Origin of the sequence: Streptomyces polyrhachis, assembly GCF_042663125.1 — a bacterium.
GTDB classification, from domain to species: Bacteria; Actinomycetota; Actinomycetes; order Streptomycetales; family Streptomycetaceae; genus Streptomyces; species Streptomyces polyrhachii.
Map to the genome: position 1 here is coordinate 123,184 of NZ_JBHSZO010000004.1, position 17,657 is coordinate 140,840.

Consider the following 17,657-nt stretch of genomic DNA (forward strand, 5'->3'; position numbering starts at 1 on the left):
CGCATGAGTTCGAGCAGCCCCACCCCTTCCTCCGAGTCCGCAGGCCCCGCCGAGAACGGGCCCCAGTACGCCGACCGGGTCTACCGCTCGGTATCCGGCATCGCCGGCGGCGTGCTCCTGATCGCCGCCTCCCTCGCCCTGGGCGTCGACGGTCTGGTGCGGGGCTCCGCGTACACGCGGGTCGTGGTGGGCTTCGGGCTGCTGTGGTGGCTGCCGCTGCTGTTCGCCTACACGGTCCGTCCGGCCGTCTTCGCCAGTGCGGACCGGCTGCGCGTGCGCAACCCGCTGCGGACGCTCACCGTGCCGTGGCGCACGGTCGCCGCGCTGCGGCCGGCGCTGACCAACGAGCTGTACGTGGACGACCGCAAGTACCAGCTCTGGGCCATCCCGGTGTCGCTGCGCGGGCGCAAGCGCGCGGCGCGCAGGGAGCTGCGGGGCGCCGGGCGGGCGGCGCGCGGGGGCGACCCCGGCACGGAGCCGATGCTGCACGTCGACGAGAAGGACGTCCGCTCGATGGGCGACCGCTCGATGGCCGAGCTGCAGGAGCTGCTCACCGCCGCCGCGGACCGGCCGGGCGCGCAGGGCGCGATGACGGTGCGCTGGGCGTGGGAGCTGATCGCGCCGATCGCGGTGGGCGCGGTGGCGCTCCTCGTCACGGTGCTCGTGGGCTGAGCGGCCGCGTTCGTACGGGCACGCGTTCGTACGGCACGCGTTCGTACAAGCAGAGGGCAGAGGGCAGAAAGGAGCGGGGCCGGTCCAGCCGACCGGCCCCGCTCCCGTATCCCCCCGCGCTGCCCCGCACCCGCCTCTTCCTCAACCCTTACGGACGTTCCCCCCGTCCGTAAGGGCGCGGTGCCGGGCAGTCCCCCCGACTCAGGCCACCAGCTCGCCGAAGCACTCGTGCTCGTCGCGGCCGAAGCTCAGCGACTCGTCCTCGCGCAGCCGGCGCAGGGTGCGCCAGATGCTGCTCTTGACCGTGCCGACGCTGATGTTCAGCACCTCGGCGATCTCCGGGTCGGTACGGCCCTCGTAGTAGCGCAGCACCAGCATCGTGCGCTGCAGCTCGGGCAGCCGGGCGAGCGCCTGCCAGAGCACCGCGCGCAGCTCCGTGCCGCGCATGGCGTCGGTGTCGGCGGCCGTCTCGGGCAGCTCCTCCGTCGGGTACTCGGCAAGCTTGCGGCGGCGCCAGGCGCTGATGTGCAGGTTGGTCATGGTGCGGCGCAGGTAGCCGCCGAGCGCGGCCTTGTCGCTGATGCGGTCCCAGGCGCGGTACGTGGAGAAGAGCGCCGTCTGCAGCAGGTCCTCCGCCTCGAAGCGGTCGCCGGTGAGGTGGTAGGCGGTGGCGTACAGGGAGGCGCGCCGCTCGGCCACGTAGGCGGTGAACTCCGCCTCGGCCGCCGACTCCCCCTGCGTCTCCCCGTACGCCGTTCCCCCGCTACCCCCGTCGCCCGGTGAACCCCCCGTGTCCCCAAGGGCGTTGCCCCGCAGGCCGGCGGCCGACTCGATGGCCGCCAGGTACGGCGCCCGCCGCCCGGCGGGGCGTGCGCAGCCCCGCGCCGGTCCCGACCCCTGGTGCAGCTCCAGTCCCCGCCCGTTGGTGTGCAGACGGGTACGAACGCTCGTAGTGCCTTCGCTGCTGTCGTGCAGTGCGTTCATGTATCTGCCCCCCGGATGGTGTGGAGCCGGCCCCGATCTGACTCCACCGAGCCTGCCAACCGACTTTCATCACGCGGTCCGGCGACTGTCACAGCTGTGCAACAGGGGTCGGTGGCGGGGTCCGGCGACCGGCGGTTCACCGAAGGAGGCCGGACGCGGGCCCCGCGTCGCGGGGTCGACCTCGCCCCGGACGGTCGAAGGTTGGCGTGGCATAAGCCAGAATGGCGCGCGTGGCTTCTCTCTTGCTCATCGAGGACGACGACGCGATCCGTACGGCGCTGGAGTTGTCGCTGTCACGCCAGGGGCACCGGGTGACCGCGGCGGCCTCCGGCGAGGACGGCCTCAAGCTGCTCAAGGAGCAGCGGCCCGACCTGATCGTGCTGGACGTGATGCTGCCGGGCATCGACGGCTTCGAGGTGTGCCGGCGCATCCGGCGGACCGACCAGCTGCCGATCATCCTGCTCACCGCCCGCAGCGACGACATCGACATCGTGGTCGGCCTGGAGTCCGGGGCCGACGACTACGTGGTCAAGCCGGTGCAGGGCCGGGTGCTGGACGCCCGGATCCGCGCGGTGCTGCGGCGCGGCGAGCGCGAGACGACCGACTCGGCGACCTTCGGCTCGCTGGTCATCGACCGCTCGGCGATGACCGTCACCAAGAACGGCGAGGACCTCCAACTCACGCCGACAGAGCTGCGGTTGCTGCTGGAGCTGAGCCGCCGGCCCGGTCAGGCGCTCTCCCGCCAGCAGCTCCTGCGCCTGGTCTGGGAGCACGACTACCTCGGCGACTCGCGCCTGGTCGACGCCTGCGTGCAGCGGCTGCGCGCCAAGGTGGAGGACGTGCCCTCCACGCCGACCCTGATCAAGACCGTGCGCGGAGTGGGCTACCGGCTGGACTCGCCCTCGTGAGAAAGCCCGCCGGACTGCTGCGGTGGATAAGCCTGCGGCTGCGGTTGGTGATCGTCTTCGCGCTGGTGGCGCTGGTCTCGGCGGTCTCGGTGGCCGGGATCGCGTACTGGCTGAACCGGGACTCCGTGCTCAAGCGGGCCCAGGACTCCTCGCTGAAGAGCTTCCGCGAGGGCCTCAAGCAGCACACCGACTCGCTGCCGCTGGACGCCGGCTGCGCGGAGCTGCGCCGGGCGGCGCGCGACATCGCCGACACCGAGCAGGACTACGAGGTACTGATCGTCTCCGGCGGTCGGCCGGACTGCACGGCCTCCTCCAGCGACTCCTTCACGGCGGGCGGGCTGCCGGCCGGCCTGGTCGGCGCGGTGCGCGAACCGCGTACCGACAGCGGCTCCCCCTACCACCTGTACTGGCAGCGGGTGGACCGCGACGACAGCCCCTACCTGGTCGGCGGTGCGCGGGTGGCGGGCAGCGACTGGACGGGCTACATGCTCAAGTCCCTCGACCCCGAGCGCGACGACCTCAACTCCCTGGGCTGGTCGCTGGCCATCGCCACCGCGCTGTCGCTGATCGGCTCCGCGCTGCTGGCGCAGGCCGCCGCGACCACCGTGCTGCGGCCCGTGCAGCGGCTGGGCGACGCGGCCCGCGCGCTGGGCGAGGGGCGGCTCGACACCCGGCTGCGGGTCACCGGTACGGATGAACTGGCCGCCCTGTCACGGACGTTCAACCAGACCGCCGAGCGACTGCAGGATCAGGTCGAGAAGTTGAGCGAGCGCGACAAGGCCAGCCGGCGCTTCGTCGCCGACATGTCGCACGAGCTGCGCACCCCGCTGACGGCGATCACGGCCGTGACGGAGGTGCTGGAGGAGGAGCAGGACTCCCTGGACCCGATGATCGCCCCGGCGGTGCGCCTGGTGGTGAGCGAGACGCGGCGGCTGAACAACCTGGTGGAGAACCTGATGGAGGTCACCCGCTTCGACGCGGGCACGGCCCGGCTGGTGGCCGACGAGGTGGACGTCGCGGACCAGATCACGGCCTGTGTGGACGTACGGGCCTGGCTGGACGCGGTGGAGCTGGACATCCCGCGCGGGCTGACCGCGCGGCTGGACCCGCGCCGGCTCGACGTGATCATGGCCAACCTGATCGGCAACGCCCTCAAGCACGGCGGCTCCCCGGTGCGGGTGACGGCGCGGGCGGAGGACGCCGGGGGGGCGGGGGGCTCCGAGGGGGGCGAGGGCGGCGAACTGGTGGTCCGGGTGGCCGACAACGGCCCCGGCATCCCCGAGGACGTCCTGCCGCACGTCTTCGACCGCTTCTACAAGGCGGACGCCTCCCGGGCGCGCTCCGAGGGCAGCGGACTGGGCCTGTCGATCGCGGCGGAGAACGCTCGCATCCACGGCGGCACGATCAGCGCGGCCAACAACCCGGGCGGCGGCGCGGTGTTCACGCTGCGGCTGCCCCGGTTCGCGCCGGTGCCGGACGAGCCCGCCCCAGGCTCTCCGGGCAGGGGCTACCCCGCGGGCGAGGGGCGATGAGGACGCGCCAGGCGGCGGTGGCCGCCCGCCGGTTCCTCGTCCCCGCCCTGCTGGGCGGCGTGCTGGCCGCCCTGCTCGCCGGCTGCGGGATCCGCCCCACCTCCGTGCCCGTGGACGCCGGCTCCGCGCCGAGCCGGGCGCGCTGCGGGGTCAAGCCGCCGCCGGTGCCGAGGGAGGACGCGCGGCTGCGGGACGTGTTCCTGGTCTGCGGCCCGAAGCTCGCACTGGTCCGGCGCAAACTGGAGCAGACCGCCCCGGGCGCAGGTGAACAGCGCACGGCGCACGAGGAGTTGCTCCACTACCTCACCACCGAGCTGACCCCCTCGGAGCGGGCCGACGGCTACACCACGCAGGTCGAGCGGATCGCCGTACTCCCCCCGCACCGGGGCGACCCGGCGCGGGCAGTGCGCTTCGACCACGACCCCGAGCAGCTGTCCAAGGAGGGCCTGGCCCAACTGGTGTGCACGTTCGCCGCGTTGAGCGACGACCGGAAGGCACTGCTGGGCACAGCCGGCCGACTGCGCACGTACACCTGCACGTCCGAGGTCCGAGACCTCGACCAACCCTGACGCACGCACGGCAACCCCGACGAACCCCCGCCCGCGGCCGCCCGCGTCCACTGACGTTGCCGTCGGCGTTGCCGTCAAAGGTGCAGACCACCACGAAGCAGCAGGGCGGTCCGGCAACTCCTGGGCCGACGGTGGCTGCGGACCTTACACTGAGCGCATGACCGTACGCGAGGAAGCACACCGGCTGCTCGACGCGGTGCCGGAGGACCGACTGCCCGACGCCATAGAGCTGCTGCGGCAGTGGGCGGAAGTGGAACGCGGCGAGCGTCCCCGCCGCCGGTTCCGCACGACCGGCGTCTTCGACGGCGAACCCGACCTCGCTGTCCGCTCCAAGGAGATCGTCCGCGACGCCTGGGCCAGTGAGGAGCCCCGGAGCGCGTGATCGTCATCGACACGGGCCCCGTGGTGGCGGCCGCCAACCGCAAGGACGACTACCACCTGCAGTGCGTCGACCTGCTCCAGAACTTCCCCGGCCCGCTCCTGCTGCCCGCCCCACTGCTGACCGAGATCGGTTACATGCTCGCCAGTCGTGCCGGGGCCAAGGCGGAGGCCGATTTCCTGCGCGACGTCGCGGACGGCGTCTACGAACTGGTGCCCGTGACCTCCTCCGAGGTCAGCCGGGCCGCCGACCTGGTCGAGCAGTACGCGAGCCTGCCCCTGGGCACTGCCGACGCCTTCGTCGTCGCGGTCGCCGAGAAGTACCGCGCGGTCAACATCGCCACCTTGGACCGCCGCCACTTCGGCGTGGTGCGCCCGAGTCACCTCCCGGCATTCACTCTGCTGCCGTAGCCGGGCCGCCGCGCTGACGTGCCCGGTGCTTCCCCCTGTGGCGTGGCCCGGCGGCCCGTTCGCCGGGGGGCAGGGCGTCCTCGGGCGTCGGGGCCGTGCCTGCCACAACGGGCGGCGGCTCCTCCTGCGCGGCGAGGACGGCGCCCGCGGCGAGTGGCGACTGCTGACCGCCTGCCACAACCTCCGCAAGATCTTCCGGCACACTGGAGCCAAACGCGGTGTACCCCTCACCCCGCCAGCAGCCTCCCCTTCCGGCCCAGGAGGAACGTCTTGAACGCCGCCACCGGGGCCGTGTCCGTCTGGCCCGCCGGCCAGACCAGGCCCAGTTCGCGTTCCGCGCGCGGTTCGCTGACCGCCAGTTCCACCACCCCGGGGCGGGCCACCGCGGGTGGGGGCAGCAGCGCCACGCCGAGGCCGGCGGCGACCAGGCCGCGCAGGGTCTCCGGCTCCTCGCCCTCGAAGGCCACCCGGGGCGTGAAGCCGGCCTGCTCGCACAGGGCGTCGGTGATCCGCCGCAGTCCGTAGCCCGGCTCCAGGGTGACGAAGGGCTCCTGGGCCGCCTCGCCGAGCCGCACCCGGCGCCGGCCGGCCAGCCGGTGGTCGTCGGGGACGACCAGGCGCAGCCGTTGGACGTCCAGGCGGTGCGACACCAGGTCGGGCGCCTGCGGCAGCGGTGAGGTCAGGCAGAGGTCCAGCTCTCCCGCGCGCAGCCGCTCCACCATCAACTCGCCGTAGGACTGGAAGAGTTGGAAGCGCACCCGGGGGTGGCTGCCCCGGAACTCCCGCAGCAGTTCGGGGACGGTCTCCGGCCCCATGGTGTGCAGGAAGCCGAAGGCGACCTTGCCCGCAGCGGGGTCGGCGTCGGCCCGTACCGCCTCGGCCCCGCGCCCGATGTCGCCCAGCGCCCCCTCCACCGCGCCCAGGAAGTCGCGGCCGGCCTTGGTGAGGGTGAGCGAGCGGCCGTGGCGGGCGAAGAGCGCGACGCCGAGGTCCGCCTCCAGCCGGGCGATGGCACGGCTGAGCGTCGGCTGCGGGACGCCCAGCTCCTGGGCGGCGCGCGTCACGTGCTCGTGCCGGGCGACGGCCGCGAACTGGGCGAGGCGGGGGGCGAGGAGCGCGGCCCAGGCGTCCGGATCCTCGGGGGCGGCGGGCTGCGGGGCCGGACGCACGGCAGAACGGGCGGCAGAGCGGGCGGCGGAACGCGGAACAGAGCGCGGAGCAGACCGCGTAACAGAACTGTCCCGGACGTGTCCGGACGATGACAGTGATCCCGCTGACCTCTTCTTATGCGCCACAGCATGAATACTCCCACTTCCATGCATTGGACGCATTATTTTGCCTTGCGTACCTTCGGGGACATGCCTGCCGATCCGATCACCGCCCCCGCTCCCCCTCCCGCCAAGCTCGCCCCGGGCGGTCCCGGCTACCGCAGGATGACCCTCGCGCTCTTCGCGGCGGGCGTCGCCACCTTCGCGCTCCTGTTCTCCACCCAGGCGCTGCTGCCCGCCCTGACCACCGGCCTCGACGTCTCGGCGGGCGCGGCCAGTTGGACCGTCTCGGCGCCCACGCTCGCCCTCGCGCTGGCGGTGCTGCCGCTGAGCCTGGTCTCGGAGCGGATCGGGCGGCGCGCCACCCTCTCGTACGCGCTGACGGCGGCGGTCGCGCTGGCGCTGCTGCTGCCGCTCGCCCCCGACCTGCCCTCGCTGATCGCGCTGCGCGCCCTGCAGGGCGTCGCCATCGCCGGCATCCCCGCCTCCGCCATCGCGTTCATCTCCGAGGAGGTCGAGGCCCGCGCGGTGATCGGGGCGATCGGCCTGTTCGTGGCGGGCAACAGCATCGGCGGCATGAGCGGGCGCATCCTCACCGGCTGGAGCGCGCAGTTGTGGGGCTGGCGGGCCTCGCTGCTCGCGGTGGCGCTGCTCGCGGTGCTGTGCGCGGCGCTCTACCGGGCGCTCATCCCCCGCGCCCGGCACTTCCGCGCGGGCCCGGTGGCGGCGCGCGAGCTGGCGGCGACGGTGCGCGGGCACCTGGCGGACGGGCTGCTGTGCCGGCTGTACGCGATCGGGGCGCTGTTCATGGCCGTCTTCGGCGCGGTCTACACGGTGCTCGGCCTGCGGCTGGCGGGCGAGCCCTTCGGCCTCTCGCAGGGCCTCATCGGCTCGATCTTCGTGGTCTACCTGGTCGGCACCCTCTCCTCGGCCGCCGCCGGCCGCCTCGTCGACCGCCTGGGCCGGCGCGGCACGCTCTACGCCGCCGCGCTGACCACCGCCGCCGGCCTGCTGCTCTCGCTCTCCGGTTCGCTGTACGCGGTGCTGGCCGGGCTGGTCCTGCTGACGGCGGGCTTCTTCGCCGGCCACGCGGTTGCCTCCGCCTCCGTCAGCCGCACCGCGACGACGGGGCGCGCGCAGGCCACGGCGCTCTACCAGGTCGCCTACTACGCGGGCGGCAGCGCGGGCGCGACGCTGGGCGCGGTGGCGTACCACGCGGGGGGCTGGGCGGCGGTGGTGGCCTTCGGGCTGGCGGCGCTGGTGGCGATCGCGGGGATCACGCTGTACGCGACGCGCAAGGCGCGGGCGGCGGCGCTGGCACTGGCGGCGTGAGGGCTCGGGGGACGGGCGCCGGCTCCCGTACGACCGTCAAGTTGACCGTCCCGTACGGGAGTTGAGGCGCTCAGCGCGTGGTCTCGCCGCGACCCGGATTCGGGGTGGGCTTGGCGGTCGGCGGCTCCCCGCTCGGGTCGGCCTGCGCGCAGTACGCCCCCACTCCGCGCCCGTGGGCGCGGGCCGCTCCGGTGAGGCGCTCCTGCTCGGCCGGCGTCAGCGCGCGCCCGCGGGCACGGGCCTGCTGCCAGCGCGTACACAGATCCCGCCGCTCCTTCGCGGCGCCGTCGCGCCGGTGGCCGCCGGAGGCGCCGCGCCCGTCCACCTGAGGCGGAGCCGGGCTGCGCCCCGTCACCCGCGAGCCCTGGGAGTCGGCGGCCTCGGGGGTACGGGCCTCCTCGGCCGGGGTGCGCGGCGAGGCGGCCGGCTGCGGTCCGCCCCCGCCCAGGAAGCCGGGGACCGCGACGCCGCCGGAGGCCACCGCCACACCCCCGGCGGTGAGCAGCGCGGCGAGGGTGGCGAGGGCGCCGGCGAGGACCCGGCGGCGGCCCCGGACCCGTACGGGAGGAGCGGCGGGCGCCGGCGCGGGCACCGCCCGGTACACCTCGCGGAACGCCTCCATCGCGGCCATCCGGTCGGACTCGGCCCGTACCGGATCGACCGGCAGCGGCTCACGCGCGCCGTCCAGGAACGCGCCCAGGCGCCGTACGTCCGCGCTCGCGCCGGGCACCTCGCGCCCGTCCAGCAGCCGCTCGACGGTCTCGCCGTCCAGCCCGCCCCACTCCTCGCCTGCGCGCACAGCACCTCAATCACAAGTCAGCTCCAACACCCCACCGTACGCCGCCGTACCCGTGCTTCGCATAGGTGGCAGGGCTTGGTGGGAGCCCATCGTGGCACCACCGACGTGCCTGCGGAAGAGTCCCGCCGACACATCCGTACATCTGGGTCCGTACACGCGAAACCGCCCCCGAAGCCCGCGAAAAGCGGACCTCGGGGGCGGCTCGGCGGGCGTGGGCGCCGGCTCAGGGTCAGGGTCAGGCGACGCGTCCCAGGATGAGCGGCACCGGCTCGACGAGCGTGCCCGCCGGGGCGACCTCCACCGCGTCCGCCAGCGCCGCCAGGGCGTAGGGGAACTTCTCCGGGGTGTCGGTGTGCAGCGTCATCAGGGGCTGGCCGGCCACCACGGTGTCGCCGGGCTTGGCGTGCAGTTCGATGCCCGCGCCCTCCTGCACCGGGTCCTCCTTGCGGGCGCGGCCCGCGCCCAGCCGCCAGGCCGCGACGCCCACCGCGTACGCGTCCAGCCGCGCCAGGACACCGGAGGCCGGGGCGGTGACGACCTCGCGCTCGCGGGCGACGGGCAGCTCCGCGTCCGGGTCGCCGCCCTGCGCGGCGATCATCCGCCGCCAGACGTCCATCGCCGAGCCGTCGGCCAGCGCCTTCGCCGGGTCGGCGTCGCGCAGTCCGGCGGCGTCGAGCATCTCGCGGGCCAGGGCCAGCGTCAGCTCCACCACGTCGGCGGGGCCGCCGCCGGCGAGGACCTCGACGGACTCGCGGACCTCCAGCGCGTTGCCGGCGGTCAGGCCCAGCGGGGTGGACATGTCGGTGAGCAGGGCGACGGTGCGCACGCCGTGGTCCGTACCGAGGCCGACCATGGTGGCGGCCAGTTCGCGGGCGTCCTCGATGTTCTTCATGAACGCGCCCGAGCCGACCTTGACGTCCAGGACCAGCGAGCCGGTCCCCTCCGCGATCTTCTTGGACATGATGGAGGAGGCGATCAGCGGGATCGCCTCGACCGTGGCGGTGACGTCGCGCAGCGCGTAGAGCTTCTTGTCGGCGGGGGCGAGGCCGTCGCCGGCGGCGCAGATCACGGCGCCGGTGTCGGCCAGCACCTGGAGCATCTCCTCGTTGGAGAGCAGCGCCCGCCAGCCGGGGATGGACTCCAGCTTGTCCAGCGTGCCGCCGGTGTGGCCAAGGCCGCGGCCGGAGAGCTGCGGGACGGCGGCGCCGCAGGCGGCGACCAGCGGGGCGAGCGGCAGGGTGATCTTGTCGCCGACGCCGCCGGTGGAGTGCTTGTCGGCGGTGGGGCGCGGCAGCGAGGAGAAGTCCATCCGCTCGCCGGAGGCGATCATCGCCGCCGTCCAGCGGGCGATCTCCTCGCGCTCCATGCCGTTGAGCAGGATCGCCATGGCGAGCGCGGACATCTGCTCGTCGGCGACCTCGCCGCGGGTGTAGGCGTCGATGACCCAGTCGATCTGCCGGTCGCTGAGGCGCCCGCCGTCACGCTTGGTACGGATCACTGAGATGGCGTCCATGCTGGGAGCGCCCCTTTCTGAAACTCACGGAACAAAAGCCGGCCGCGGGCAATTTCGTACGAAACTACCCGCGGCCGGCGTGAGACGCCCGGCAGGACGGCTCAGCGGTCGAGGTCCTCCCGACCAAAGGCGTCCGGCAGAAGCTCGGACATGGGACGTACGCCCTTCGCCGTGTCCACCAGCAGCTCGGGGCCGCCGTGCTCCCAGAGCAGCTGGCGGCAGCGCCCGCACGGCATGATCAGCCGGCCCTCGCCGTCGCAGCAGGTGAACGCGGTGAGCCGGCCGCCGCCGGTGGCGAACAGCTCGGAGACCAGTCCGCACTCGGCGCACAGGGCGACGCCGTAGGCGGCGTTCTCCACGTTGCAGCCGCTGACCGTGCGGCCGTCGTCGACCAGGGCCGCGGCGCCGACCGGGTAGCCCGAGTAGGGGGCGTAGGCCCGGGACATCGCGCCCCGGGCCAGTTCCCGCAGTCCGGTCCAGTCGACCGCCGCCGGGGCGGGCGCCGGTTCGGCGGCCATCAGATGTCCCCCTTGCGGTAGGCCATGCCCGCCGCCTTCGGCATCCGCAGCCGCTTGGAGAAGAGGGCCAGGACCACCAGCGTCGTCACGTACGGCGCCATGGCCACGAACTGGCTGGGCACCACGTCGGTGGACAGGTAGTACCACAGCAGCAGTCCGGCGATGACGGCGGTGATCGCCGCCGAGGTCACCTTGCGCTTGTAGAGCTGCCAGAGCACCGAGCCCGCGAGCAGGATGACGATGAGCAGCAGCAGCGCGTGGACGTTCTCGCCGCCGGAGCGGACGTTGAGGCTGTCGGTGAAGCCGAAGAGCAGCGCGCCGAGCGCGGTGCCGCCGGGCATCCAGTTGCCGAAGATCATCGCCGCGAGGCCGATGTAGCCGCGGCCGCCGGTCTGGCCCTCCTGGTAGAGCCCCGACGCGTCGGCGAGGAAGTAGCCGCCGAAGCCGGCCAGGGCGCCGGAGACGAGCACCGCGAGGTACTTGTAGCGGTAGACGTCGACGCCGAGGGAGTCGGCCGCCTTCGGGCTCTCGCCGCAGGAGCGCACCCGCAGTCCGAAGGACGTGCGCCACAGCACGAACCAGGTCAGCGGCACCATCGCGATGGCCAGGATCGTCAGGTACGAGATGTTGGTGACCGCGCCGCCGAGCAGGCCGGCGAGGTCGGAGACGAAGAACCAGTGCTTGCCGTTGAGATCCTTCAGCCAGTCGGAGAGCCCGGGGATCGTGAAGGTCCCGATGCGCTCCAGCGGCGGCGACTGCTTGGCGCTGCCGCCCTCCTCGGCGAAGGTCAGCTCCGAGAGGTACTGGGTGAAGCCGAACGCCAGGATGTTGACCGCGACACCGGCGATGATCTGGTTGACGCCGAAGGTGACGGCGGCGACGGCCAGCACCAGGGCGCCGATCATGCCGCCGAGGATGCCGAAGACCAGACCGGTCCACGGGCCCCACTGGAAGGAGGCCCAGGCCCCGAACCAGGTGCCCAGGATCATCATGCCCTCAAGGCCGATGTTGACCACGCCGGAGCGCTCGGCCCACAGGCCGCCGAGGCCCGCCAGGCCGATCGGCGCGGCCAGCCGCAGCGTGGCGGAGGCCAGGCCGGTGGAGGTGATGTCCTCGGCGCCGGTGATCAGGCGCACGATCGAGACCAGGCACAGGGCGCCGGCGATGATCAGCAGTACCCAGGGCCAGGTCAGCTTGAAGCGCGCTGCGGGCTTGGTGGGCGGCTTGGCAGCCGCGTCGGTCACGGTCGCCATCACGCGGACACCTCCTTGCGGTTCTTGGCGGCCTGGGCGGCCAGCTCGCGTCCGACACGGCTCTGCTGGCGCTTGAGGCCGTAGCGGCGGACCAGCTCGTAGGAGATCACCACGGACAGGACGATGAGGCCCTTCATGATGTCCGCGATCTCGGGCGGGTACGGCGGGGTGGCGTAGCTCAGCTGACTCGCGGACTTCTCGATGAAGGCCATCAGCAGCGCGGCGAAGGCGATGCCGACCGGGCTGTTGCGGCCGAGCAGCGCGATGGTGATGCCGGTGAAACCGACGCCGGTCGGGAAGGACTGGCTGTAGGTGTGGGTCTGGCCGAGCAGGACGGGCATGCCCGCCAGGCCCGCGACGGCGCCGGAGGCGAGCATCGCGGTGAGGACCATCCGCTTGGAGTCCACACCGCTGGCCGCGGCGGCCGACTCCGAGGCGCCGGAGGCGCGCAGGTCGAAGCCGAAGCGGGTGCGGGTGAGGACGTACCAGTAGACGACGCCGACGCCCGCGGCGACGAAGATGAAGCCGTAGATGTCGCCGGCCAGGTCGCTGACGTGGATGCCGGGGAACCAGCCGGACTTGGAGATCTCACCGGTGGTGAGGTCGTTGGAGCCCTCGGCCTGGTAGCCGAACTGGTCCTTCAGCGTCAGCCAGGCGATCAGGCTGGTCGCGATGTAGTTCAGCATGATCGTCGAGACGACCTCGTTGACGCCGCGGGTCACCTTCAGCACGCCGGCGATGCCGGCCCAGAAGGAGCCCACCAGCATCGCCGTGACGACGATCAGCACGATGTGCAGGAAGCCGGGCGGCGAGAAGTGCGCGCCGACCACCGCGGAGAGCATCGCGGCCAGGCGGTACTGGCCGTCGACGCCGATGTTGAAGAGGTTCATCCGGAAGCCGATGGCCACCGCCAGCGCCGCGAGGTAGTACACCCCGGTCTGGTTGATGATCAGGACCTGGACGTCCTGCTCCCCAATCGCCCCGAACATCAACTCGAACGGCTCGAAGGGGTTGTAGCCGGAGACGATCAGCACCAGTGCGGTGAGCAGGAAGGCGACGACCAGCGCCAGCACGGGGCCGGCGACACCGAGGAGGACCTTCTCCCGGTCGATCTTGAGGTTCTTCATCGCTGGCCCTCCTCCTCGCCGGCGCCCTGGGCGCCGTCGGTTGCTTCGAGGTGGCCACTCGCGGCGCCGGTCATGGCGGAGCCCAGCTCCTCCGGGGTGATGGTGGCGGGATCGGCGTCGGCGACCAGCCGGCCGCTGTAGATCACGCGCAGGGTGTCGGACAGGCCGATCAGCTCGTCGAGGTCGGCGGAGATCAGCAGGACGGCCATGCCCTCGCGGCGGGCCTCGCGGATCTGGTCCCAGATCTGCGCCTGGGCGCCGACGTCCACACCCCGGGTGGGGTGCGCGGCGATCAGCAGCTTGGGGTGGTGGCTCATCTCGCGGCCGACGATCAGCTTCTGCTGGTTGCCGCCGGAGAGGGTGCCGATGTTGACGTCGATACCGGGGGTGCGTACGTCGTACTCCTCGACGATGCGCTCGGTGTCGGCGCGGGCGCCGGAGATGTCCAGGCGGAAGCCCTTGGAGTTGGGCTTCTCGGTGACGTGGCCCAGGATGCGGTTCTCCCACAGCGGGGAGTCCAGCAGCAGGCCGTGGCGGTGGCGGTCCTCGGGGATGTAGCCCAGGCCCGCCTCGCGGCGCTTGCGCACCGGCCAGGAGGAGATGTCCTTGCCGTCCAGCGCGACGGTGCCGGCGTCGGGGGCGCGCATGCCGATGATCGCGTCGATCAGCTCGGTCTGGCCGTTGCCCTCCACACCCGCGATGCCCAGGACCTCGCCCTTGTGGATGGTGAAGGAGATGTCGTTCAGCAGCAGTCGGCCCAGGGGCACGTTCTCCCGGGACGCGCTGGCGGGCTGGCCCTCGCCGGCGTACGCCTCGGAGAGCACGACGGCGGCGTTGTCGCCCTTCTCGGCCAGGGTCAGCCCCTCGACCTGGAGCATCGGCACGTCGGTGACGGTCGACTCGCGGGTCTCGGGGGTGGGCAGCTCGCTGCCGACCATCAGCTCGGCGAGCTGCTTGCGGGTGACGTCGCCGGGCTTGACGGAGGCGACCGTCGTGCCGCGGCGGATGACGGTGATGTCGTCGGCCACGGAGAGCACCTCGCCCAGCTTGTGCGAGATGAAGATGACGGTCAGGCCCTCGGACTTCAGCTCGCGCAGGTTGTCGAACAGCGCGTCGACCTCCTGCGGGACGAGCACGGCGGTCGGCTCGTCCAGGATGAGGGTGCGGGCGCCGCGGTAGAGGACCTTGAGGATCTCCACCCGCTGGCGCTCGGCCACGCCGAGGTCCTCGACCATGGCGTCCGGCCGCACCCCGAGCCCGTAGGCGTCGGAGATCTCCTTGATCCTGGCGCGGGCCGCGGCGCCGATGCCGTGCAGCTTCTCGGCGCCGAGGGTGACGTTCTCCAGGACGGTGAGGTTGTCGGCGAGCATGAAGTGCTGGTGCACCATGCCGATACCGCGGGCGATCGCGTCCGCGGGGCCGCCGAGCACCGTCTGCTCGCCGTCGATGGCGATCGTGCCCTCCTCCGGCTTGTGCATGCCGTAGAGGGTCTTCATGAGTGTGGACTTGCCCGCACCGTTCTCACCGACGATCGCGTGGACGGTTCCCTTGTCGACCGTGAGGTCGATGTCGTGGTTGGCGACGACGCCGGGGAAGCGTTTCGTGATGCCCGTCAGTTGTACGGCAGGGGGAGGGCTGGACGCGTTGATGGCGCACTCTCCGGGGACGGTCGGGAGGATTCGGGGTGGGCTGCGGCTAGGGGTGGGTTCGGCACGGATGTGACGAACGTTAGTCGCAAACGCCAGATGCTACGCGCGTAGCGTACGTGAGAGGAAAGCAGGGGGCTGATATGCCCCCGCCAGGACGCAGCGGGGCCCCCGAATGGATCCGGGGGCCCCGCTGCGATCCCTGATGACTCTTTACGGCTCGGTCTTGACCGTGACGGTGCCGGCGATGATCGCCTTCTTGGCGGCCTCGACCGCGGCGACGACGTCCGTCATCTCCTTGTAGGCCGGGTTGGTGTCGGTCAGGCCGACACCGTTCTCCTTGAGGCCGTAGCGCTGCTCGCCGCTCTGCGGCTTGCCCTCCTGGACCGACTTGATCAGGTTGTAGACCGCGCCGGTGGCATCCTTGGTGGCGGAGGCCAGGATCTTGTCCTTGAACTTCGCCAGCGTGGGGGCCTCGTACTGGTCGGAGTCGACACCGATCGCCCACTTGCCGGCGGTGGCGGCGGCCTCGATGGCGCCGTTGCCCGCGCCGCCCGCGGCGTGGTAGATGACGTCGGCCTTCTTGTCGAGCTGGCCCAGGGCCGCTTCCTTGCCGAGGTCGGGCTTGGCGAAGCCCGAGAAGTCCGGCGGCTGGGTCAGGTACTTGACCTGGACGTTGACGGACTTGTCGGTGTCCTTGACGCCCTGGACGAAGCCGGCCTCGAACTTCTTGATCAGCGGCACCTCGACGCCACCGATGAAGCCGACCTCCTTGGTCTTGGTGGTCTTCGCGGCGGCGACGCCGGCGAGGTAGGAGGCCTGCTCCTCGTTGAAGAGGAGGTTGGCGATGTTGGGGCCGGCGGCCGGGTCGTCGACGATGCCGAAGGTGGTCTTCGGGAACTTCTTCGAGACCTCGGTGACGGCCTTCGAGTAGACGAAGCCGACGCCGATGACCGGGTTGTAGCCCTTCTTGGCCAGGTTCGTCAGGCGCGCGATCTTGTCCGCGTCGCTCTCGCCCTCGGTGGGCTCCTGCTCGATGCCCTCGAACTTGAACTCGGCCTTGGCCTTGTCCAGGCCGGCGGCGGCGGCGTCGTTGAAGGACAGGTCGCCCCGGCCGCCGATGTCGTAGGCCAGTGCGGCGCCCTTGGCGGCGGGCTTGTCGCCCGAACCGCCGTCGTCGCTGCTGTCGTTACCGCAGGCGGTGGCGGTGAGTGCGAGTGCGGCGGACGCGAGGCTCGCGACCGCTATCTGGGTCAGCCGACGCAAGAGAGGCTCTCCTCGAGGGTGAAGGACGGCGGCGTCTCGCGGATCCCCTCGCCGGACTACCGCGAGCAGGCCCCCCAAAACGCTGATTGCGCCGCATCGTAACGCGCGTAGATGCCAGACAAGAGAGCCTAGAGCGCCCGTTATCGGATCGTCGTTAAAACCGTCCGGCGCACGTAACACAGCGCGGGGCCCGCCGGACGGACCGGCGGACCCCGCGCTGCGTTGCGACCGTGGGGCGACTGCGGAGCAGCCTCCTCCAACTACCCTGTCACGGCGTGGTGTTGACCTTGATCTGGCCGTCGACGATCTTCTTCGTGGCCTCGTTCACCGCGTCCTGCACGTCCTTCATGTCCCGGAAGGCCGGGTTGGACTGCGAGAGGGAGACGCCCTTCTCGCCCTCGTGGCCCTTGAGGGTGTAGGTGACCACACCGGTCTCGGGCTTGCCGGCGTCCACCGACTCGATGAGGTTGTACACGGCGCCCGAGACGTTCTTCTCCACCGAGGTGAGGATCTGGGCCTTGAACGCCTTCAGCCCCGCCTGCTCGTACTGGTCGGAGTCGACGCCGATGGCCCACTTGCCGGCCTCCGCCGTCGCCTCGATCGCGCCGCGGCCCGCGCCGCCGGCCGCCTGGTAGATCACGTCGGCGCCGGCGTCCAGCTGGCCCTGCGCGGCCTCCTTGCCCAGGTCGGGCTTCTCGAAGCCGGAGAAGTCCGGCGGCTGGGTCAGGTACTTGACCTGGACCTTGACCGAGGAGTCGGTGTCCTTCACGCCCTGCGCGTAGCCGGCCTCGAACTTCTTGATCAGCGGCGTCTCGACGCCGCCGATGAAGCCGACCGTCTTGGACTTGCTGGTCTTCGCCGCGACCACGCCGGCCAGGTACGAGCCCTCCTGCTCGGCGAAGACGATGTTGGTGATGTTCTTGCCCTGGACGGAGGAGTCGTCGATCAGGCCGAAGGTCGTCTTGGGGAACTTGGGCGCGACGTCCTTGACGGCGTTGGCGTAGACGAAGCCGACCGCGATGACCGGGTTGTAGCCCTTCTTGGCCAGGTCGGTCAGCCGCTGGATCTTGTCGGCGTCCGACTCCCCGGCCGAGGGCTCAAGCTCCTGGCCCTTCCAGCCGTACTGCTTCTTGGCCTTGTCGTAGCCGGCCGCGGCGGCGTCGTTGAAGGACTGGTCACCACGCCCGCCGACGTCGTAGGCGAGGGCGGCGCCGTTCTTCTTGGCATCGCTCTCCGCGCTGCCGCCGCTGGGGCTGGAGCTGGATCCGGAGCCACCGCTGCTGCTGTCGTCGTCACCGCAGGCGGTGGCGGCGAAGGTGAGGGACGCGGCGGTCAGGGCCGCCACGGCGAGTTGGGGTACGCGACGCAAGACGCTTTCCTCTCTCGTACGAAAGCGCCTCTTCGGAGTGGACGGCGCTGACACATCGGCAGCCTAACGCCGCAAATGTCCGCTTCGCCCGCCGAGTGCGTCCGTCCGGATT

General features: G+C 72.0%; 17 protein-coding genes. 7 read left to right on the plus strand and 10 right to left on the minus strand.

Translation table 11 applies throughout. From position 1 onward, the window contains the following. Nucleotides 1-3: 3 nt before the first annotated feature. A complete protein-coding gene (locus tag ACFQLX_RS03975; RefSeq protein ID WP_386411945.1) occupies nt 4-672 on the plus strand; it encodes a PH domain-containing protein in 669 nt (222 codons plus the stop codon). 201 nt (nt 673-873) lie between these two features. Here the strand turns inward: ACFQLX_RS03975 and ACFQLX_RS03980 are convergent, their stop codons facing one another. After that, nucleotides 874-1,656 (minus strand): SigE family RNA polymerase sigma factor, encoded by a 783-nt coding sequence (locus tag ACFQLX_RS03980; RefSeq protein ID WP_386411947.1) that lies wholly within the window; start codon nt 1,654-1,656, stop codon nt 874-876. A 230-nt stretch (nt 1,657-1,886) separates the two neighbouring features. Between ACFQLX_RS03980 and afsQ1 the strand changes: the two genes are divergently transcribed. The 5 genes from afsQ1 to ACFQLX_RS04005 all read left to right on the plus strand — a co-directional run bounded on the left by afsQ1 (nt 1,887) and on the right by ACFQLX_RS04005 (nt 5,454). Next, nucleotides 1,887-2,564 (plus strand): two-component system response regulator AfsQ1, encoded by a 678-nt coding sequence (gene afsQ1 / locus ACFQLX_RS03985; protein ID WP_386411948.1) that lies wholly within the window; start codon nt 1,887-1,889, stop codon nt 2,562-2,564. Next, entirely contained in the window at nt 2,462-4,096 is a 1,635-nt protein-coding gene (locus tag ACFQLX_RS03990; RefSeq protein ID WP_386412117.1) for an ATP-binding protein, read from the plus strand. The genes afsQ1 and ACFQLX_RS03990 overlap by 103 nt, the downstream gene beginning before the upstream one ends. Continuing rightward, nucleotides 4,093-4,665 (plus strand): hypothetical protein, encoded by a 573-nt coding sequence (locus ACFQLX_RS03995; protein WP_386411950.1) that lies wholly within the window; start codon nt 4,093-4,095, stop codon nt 4,663-4,665. The genes ACFQLX_RS03990 and ACFQLX_RS03995 overlap by 4 nt, the downstream gene beginning before the upstream one ends. A gap of 157 nt (nt 4,666-4,822) precedes the next feature. Then, on the plus strand, nt 4,823-5,047 hold the full coding sequence (locus ACFQLX_RS04000) for a hypothetical protein (RefSeq protein ID WP_019888794.1): 225 nt from the start codon (nt 4,823-4,825) through the stop codon (nt 5,045-5,047). Continuing rightward, nucleotides 5,044-5,454 carry a type II toxin-antitoxin system VapC family toxin gene (locus ACFQLX_RS04005; RefSeq protein WP_386411952.1) on the plus strand — a complete coding sequence of 137 codons (411 nt, stop codon included), beginning with the start codon at nt 5,044-5,046 and terminating at the stop codon, nt 5,452-5,454. Before ACFQLX_RS04000 ends, ACFQLX_RS04005 begins: the two co-directional genes overlap by 4 nt. A 227-nt stretch (nt 5,455-5,681) precedes the next feature. On the opposite strand, the gene ACFQLX_RS04010 is transcribed toward ACFQLX_RS04005, so the two are convergent. Then, the gene (locus ACFQLX_RS04010) at nt 5,682-6,749 is read right to left on the minus strand and encodes a LysR family transcriptional regulator (RefSeq protein WP_386411954.1); all 1,068 of its coding nucleotides are present in this window, start codon (nt 6,747-6,749) and stop codon (nt 5,682-5,684) included. A 63-nt stretch (nt 6,750-6,812) separates the two neighbouring features. Here ACFQLX_RS04010 and ACFQLX_RS04015 point away from each other — a divergent pair, with 63 nt between their 5' ends. Further along, entirely contained in the window at nt 6,813-8,054 is a 1,242-nt protein-coding gene (locus ACFQLX_RS04015) for an MFS transporter (protein WP_386411956.1), read from the plus strand. Nucleotides 8,055-8,124: 70 nt separating this feature from the next. Here the strand turns inward: ACFQLX_RS04015 and ACFQLX_RS04020 are convergent, their stop codons facing one another. The 8 genes from ACFQLX_RS04020 to ACFQLX_RS04055 all read right to left on the minus strand — a co-directional run bounded on the left by ACFQLX_RS04020 (nt 8,125) and on the right by ACFQLX_RS04055 (nt 17,545). Beyond that, nucleotides 8,125-8,853: a hypothetical protein gene (locus ACFQLX_RS04020; RefSeq protein ID WP_386411958.1), complete on the minus strand. Its 729-nt coding sequence runs from the start codon at nt 8,851-8,853 to the stop codon at nt 8,125-8,127. A gap of 235 nt (nt 8,854-9,088) precedes the next feature. Beyond that, nucleotides 9,089-10,366, minus strand: a complete 1,278-nt coding sequence (locus ACFQLX_RS04025; RefSeq protein WP_386411960.1) for a thymidine phosphorylase — start codon at nt 10,364-10,366, stop codon at nt 9,089-9,091. Between the two features lie 101 nt (nt 10,367-10,467). Next, on the minus strand, nt 10,468-10,884 hold the full coding sequence (locus tag ACFQLX_RS04030) for a cytidine deaminase (RefSeq protein ID WP_386411961.1): 417 nt from the start codon (nt 10,882-10,884) through the stop codon (nt 10,468-10,470). Beyond that, nucleotides 10,884-12,137: an ABC transporter permease gene (locus ACFQLX_RS04035; RefSeq protein ID WP_386411963.1), complete on the minus strand. Its 1,254-nt coding sequence runs from the start codon at nt 12,135-12,137 to the stop codon at nt 10,884-10,886. Before ACFQLX_RS04035 ends, ACFQLX_RS04030 begins: the two co-directional genes overlap by 1 nt. Next, a complete protein-coding gene (locus ACFQLX_RS04040; RefSeq protein ID WP_386411965.1) occupies nt 12,137-13,264 on the minus strand; it encodes an ABC transporter permease in 1,128 nt (375 codons plus the stop codon). Before ACFQLX_RS04040 ends, ACFQLX_RS04035 begins: the two co-directional genes overlap by 1 nt. After that, entirely contained in the window at nt 13,261-14,943 is a 1,683-nt protein-coding gene (locus ACFQLX_RS04045; RefSeq protein WP_386412119.1) for an ABC transporter ATP-binding protein, read from the minus strand. Before ACFQLX_RS04045 ends, ACFQLX_RS04040 begins: the two co-directional genes overlap by 4 nt. A 180-nt stretch (nt 14,944-15,123) precedes the next feature. Then, nucleotides 15,124-16,176, minus strand: coding sequence for a BMP family lipoprotein (locus ACFQLX_RS04050; RefSeq protein ID WP_386411967.1), 1,053 nt, complete (start codon nt 16,174-16,176; stop codon nt 15,124-15,126). A 268-nt stretch (nt 16,177-16,444) separates the two neighbouring features. Beyond that, on the minus strand, nt 16,445-17,545 hold the full coding sequence (locus ACFQLX_RS04055) for a BMP family lipoprotein (protein WP_386411969.1): 1,101 nt from the start codon (nt 17,543-17,545) through the stop codon (nt 16,445-16,447). Nucleotides 17,546-17,657 lie beyond the last annotated feature (112 nt).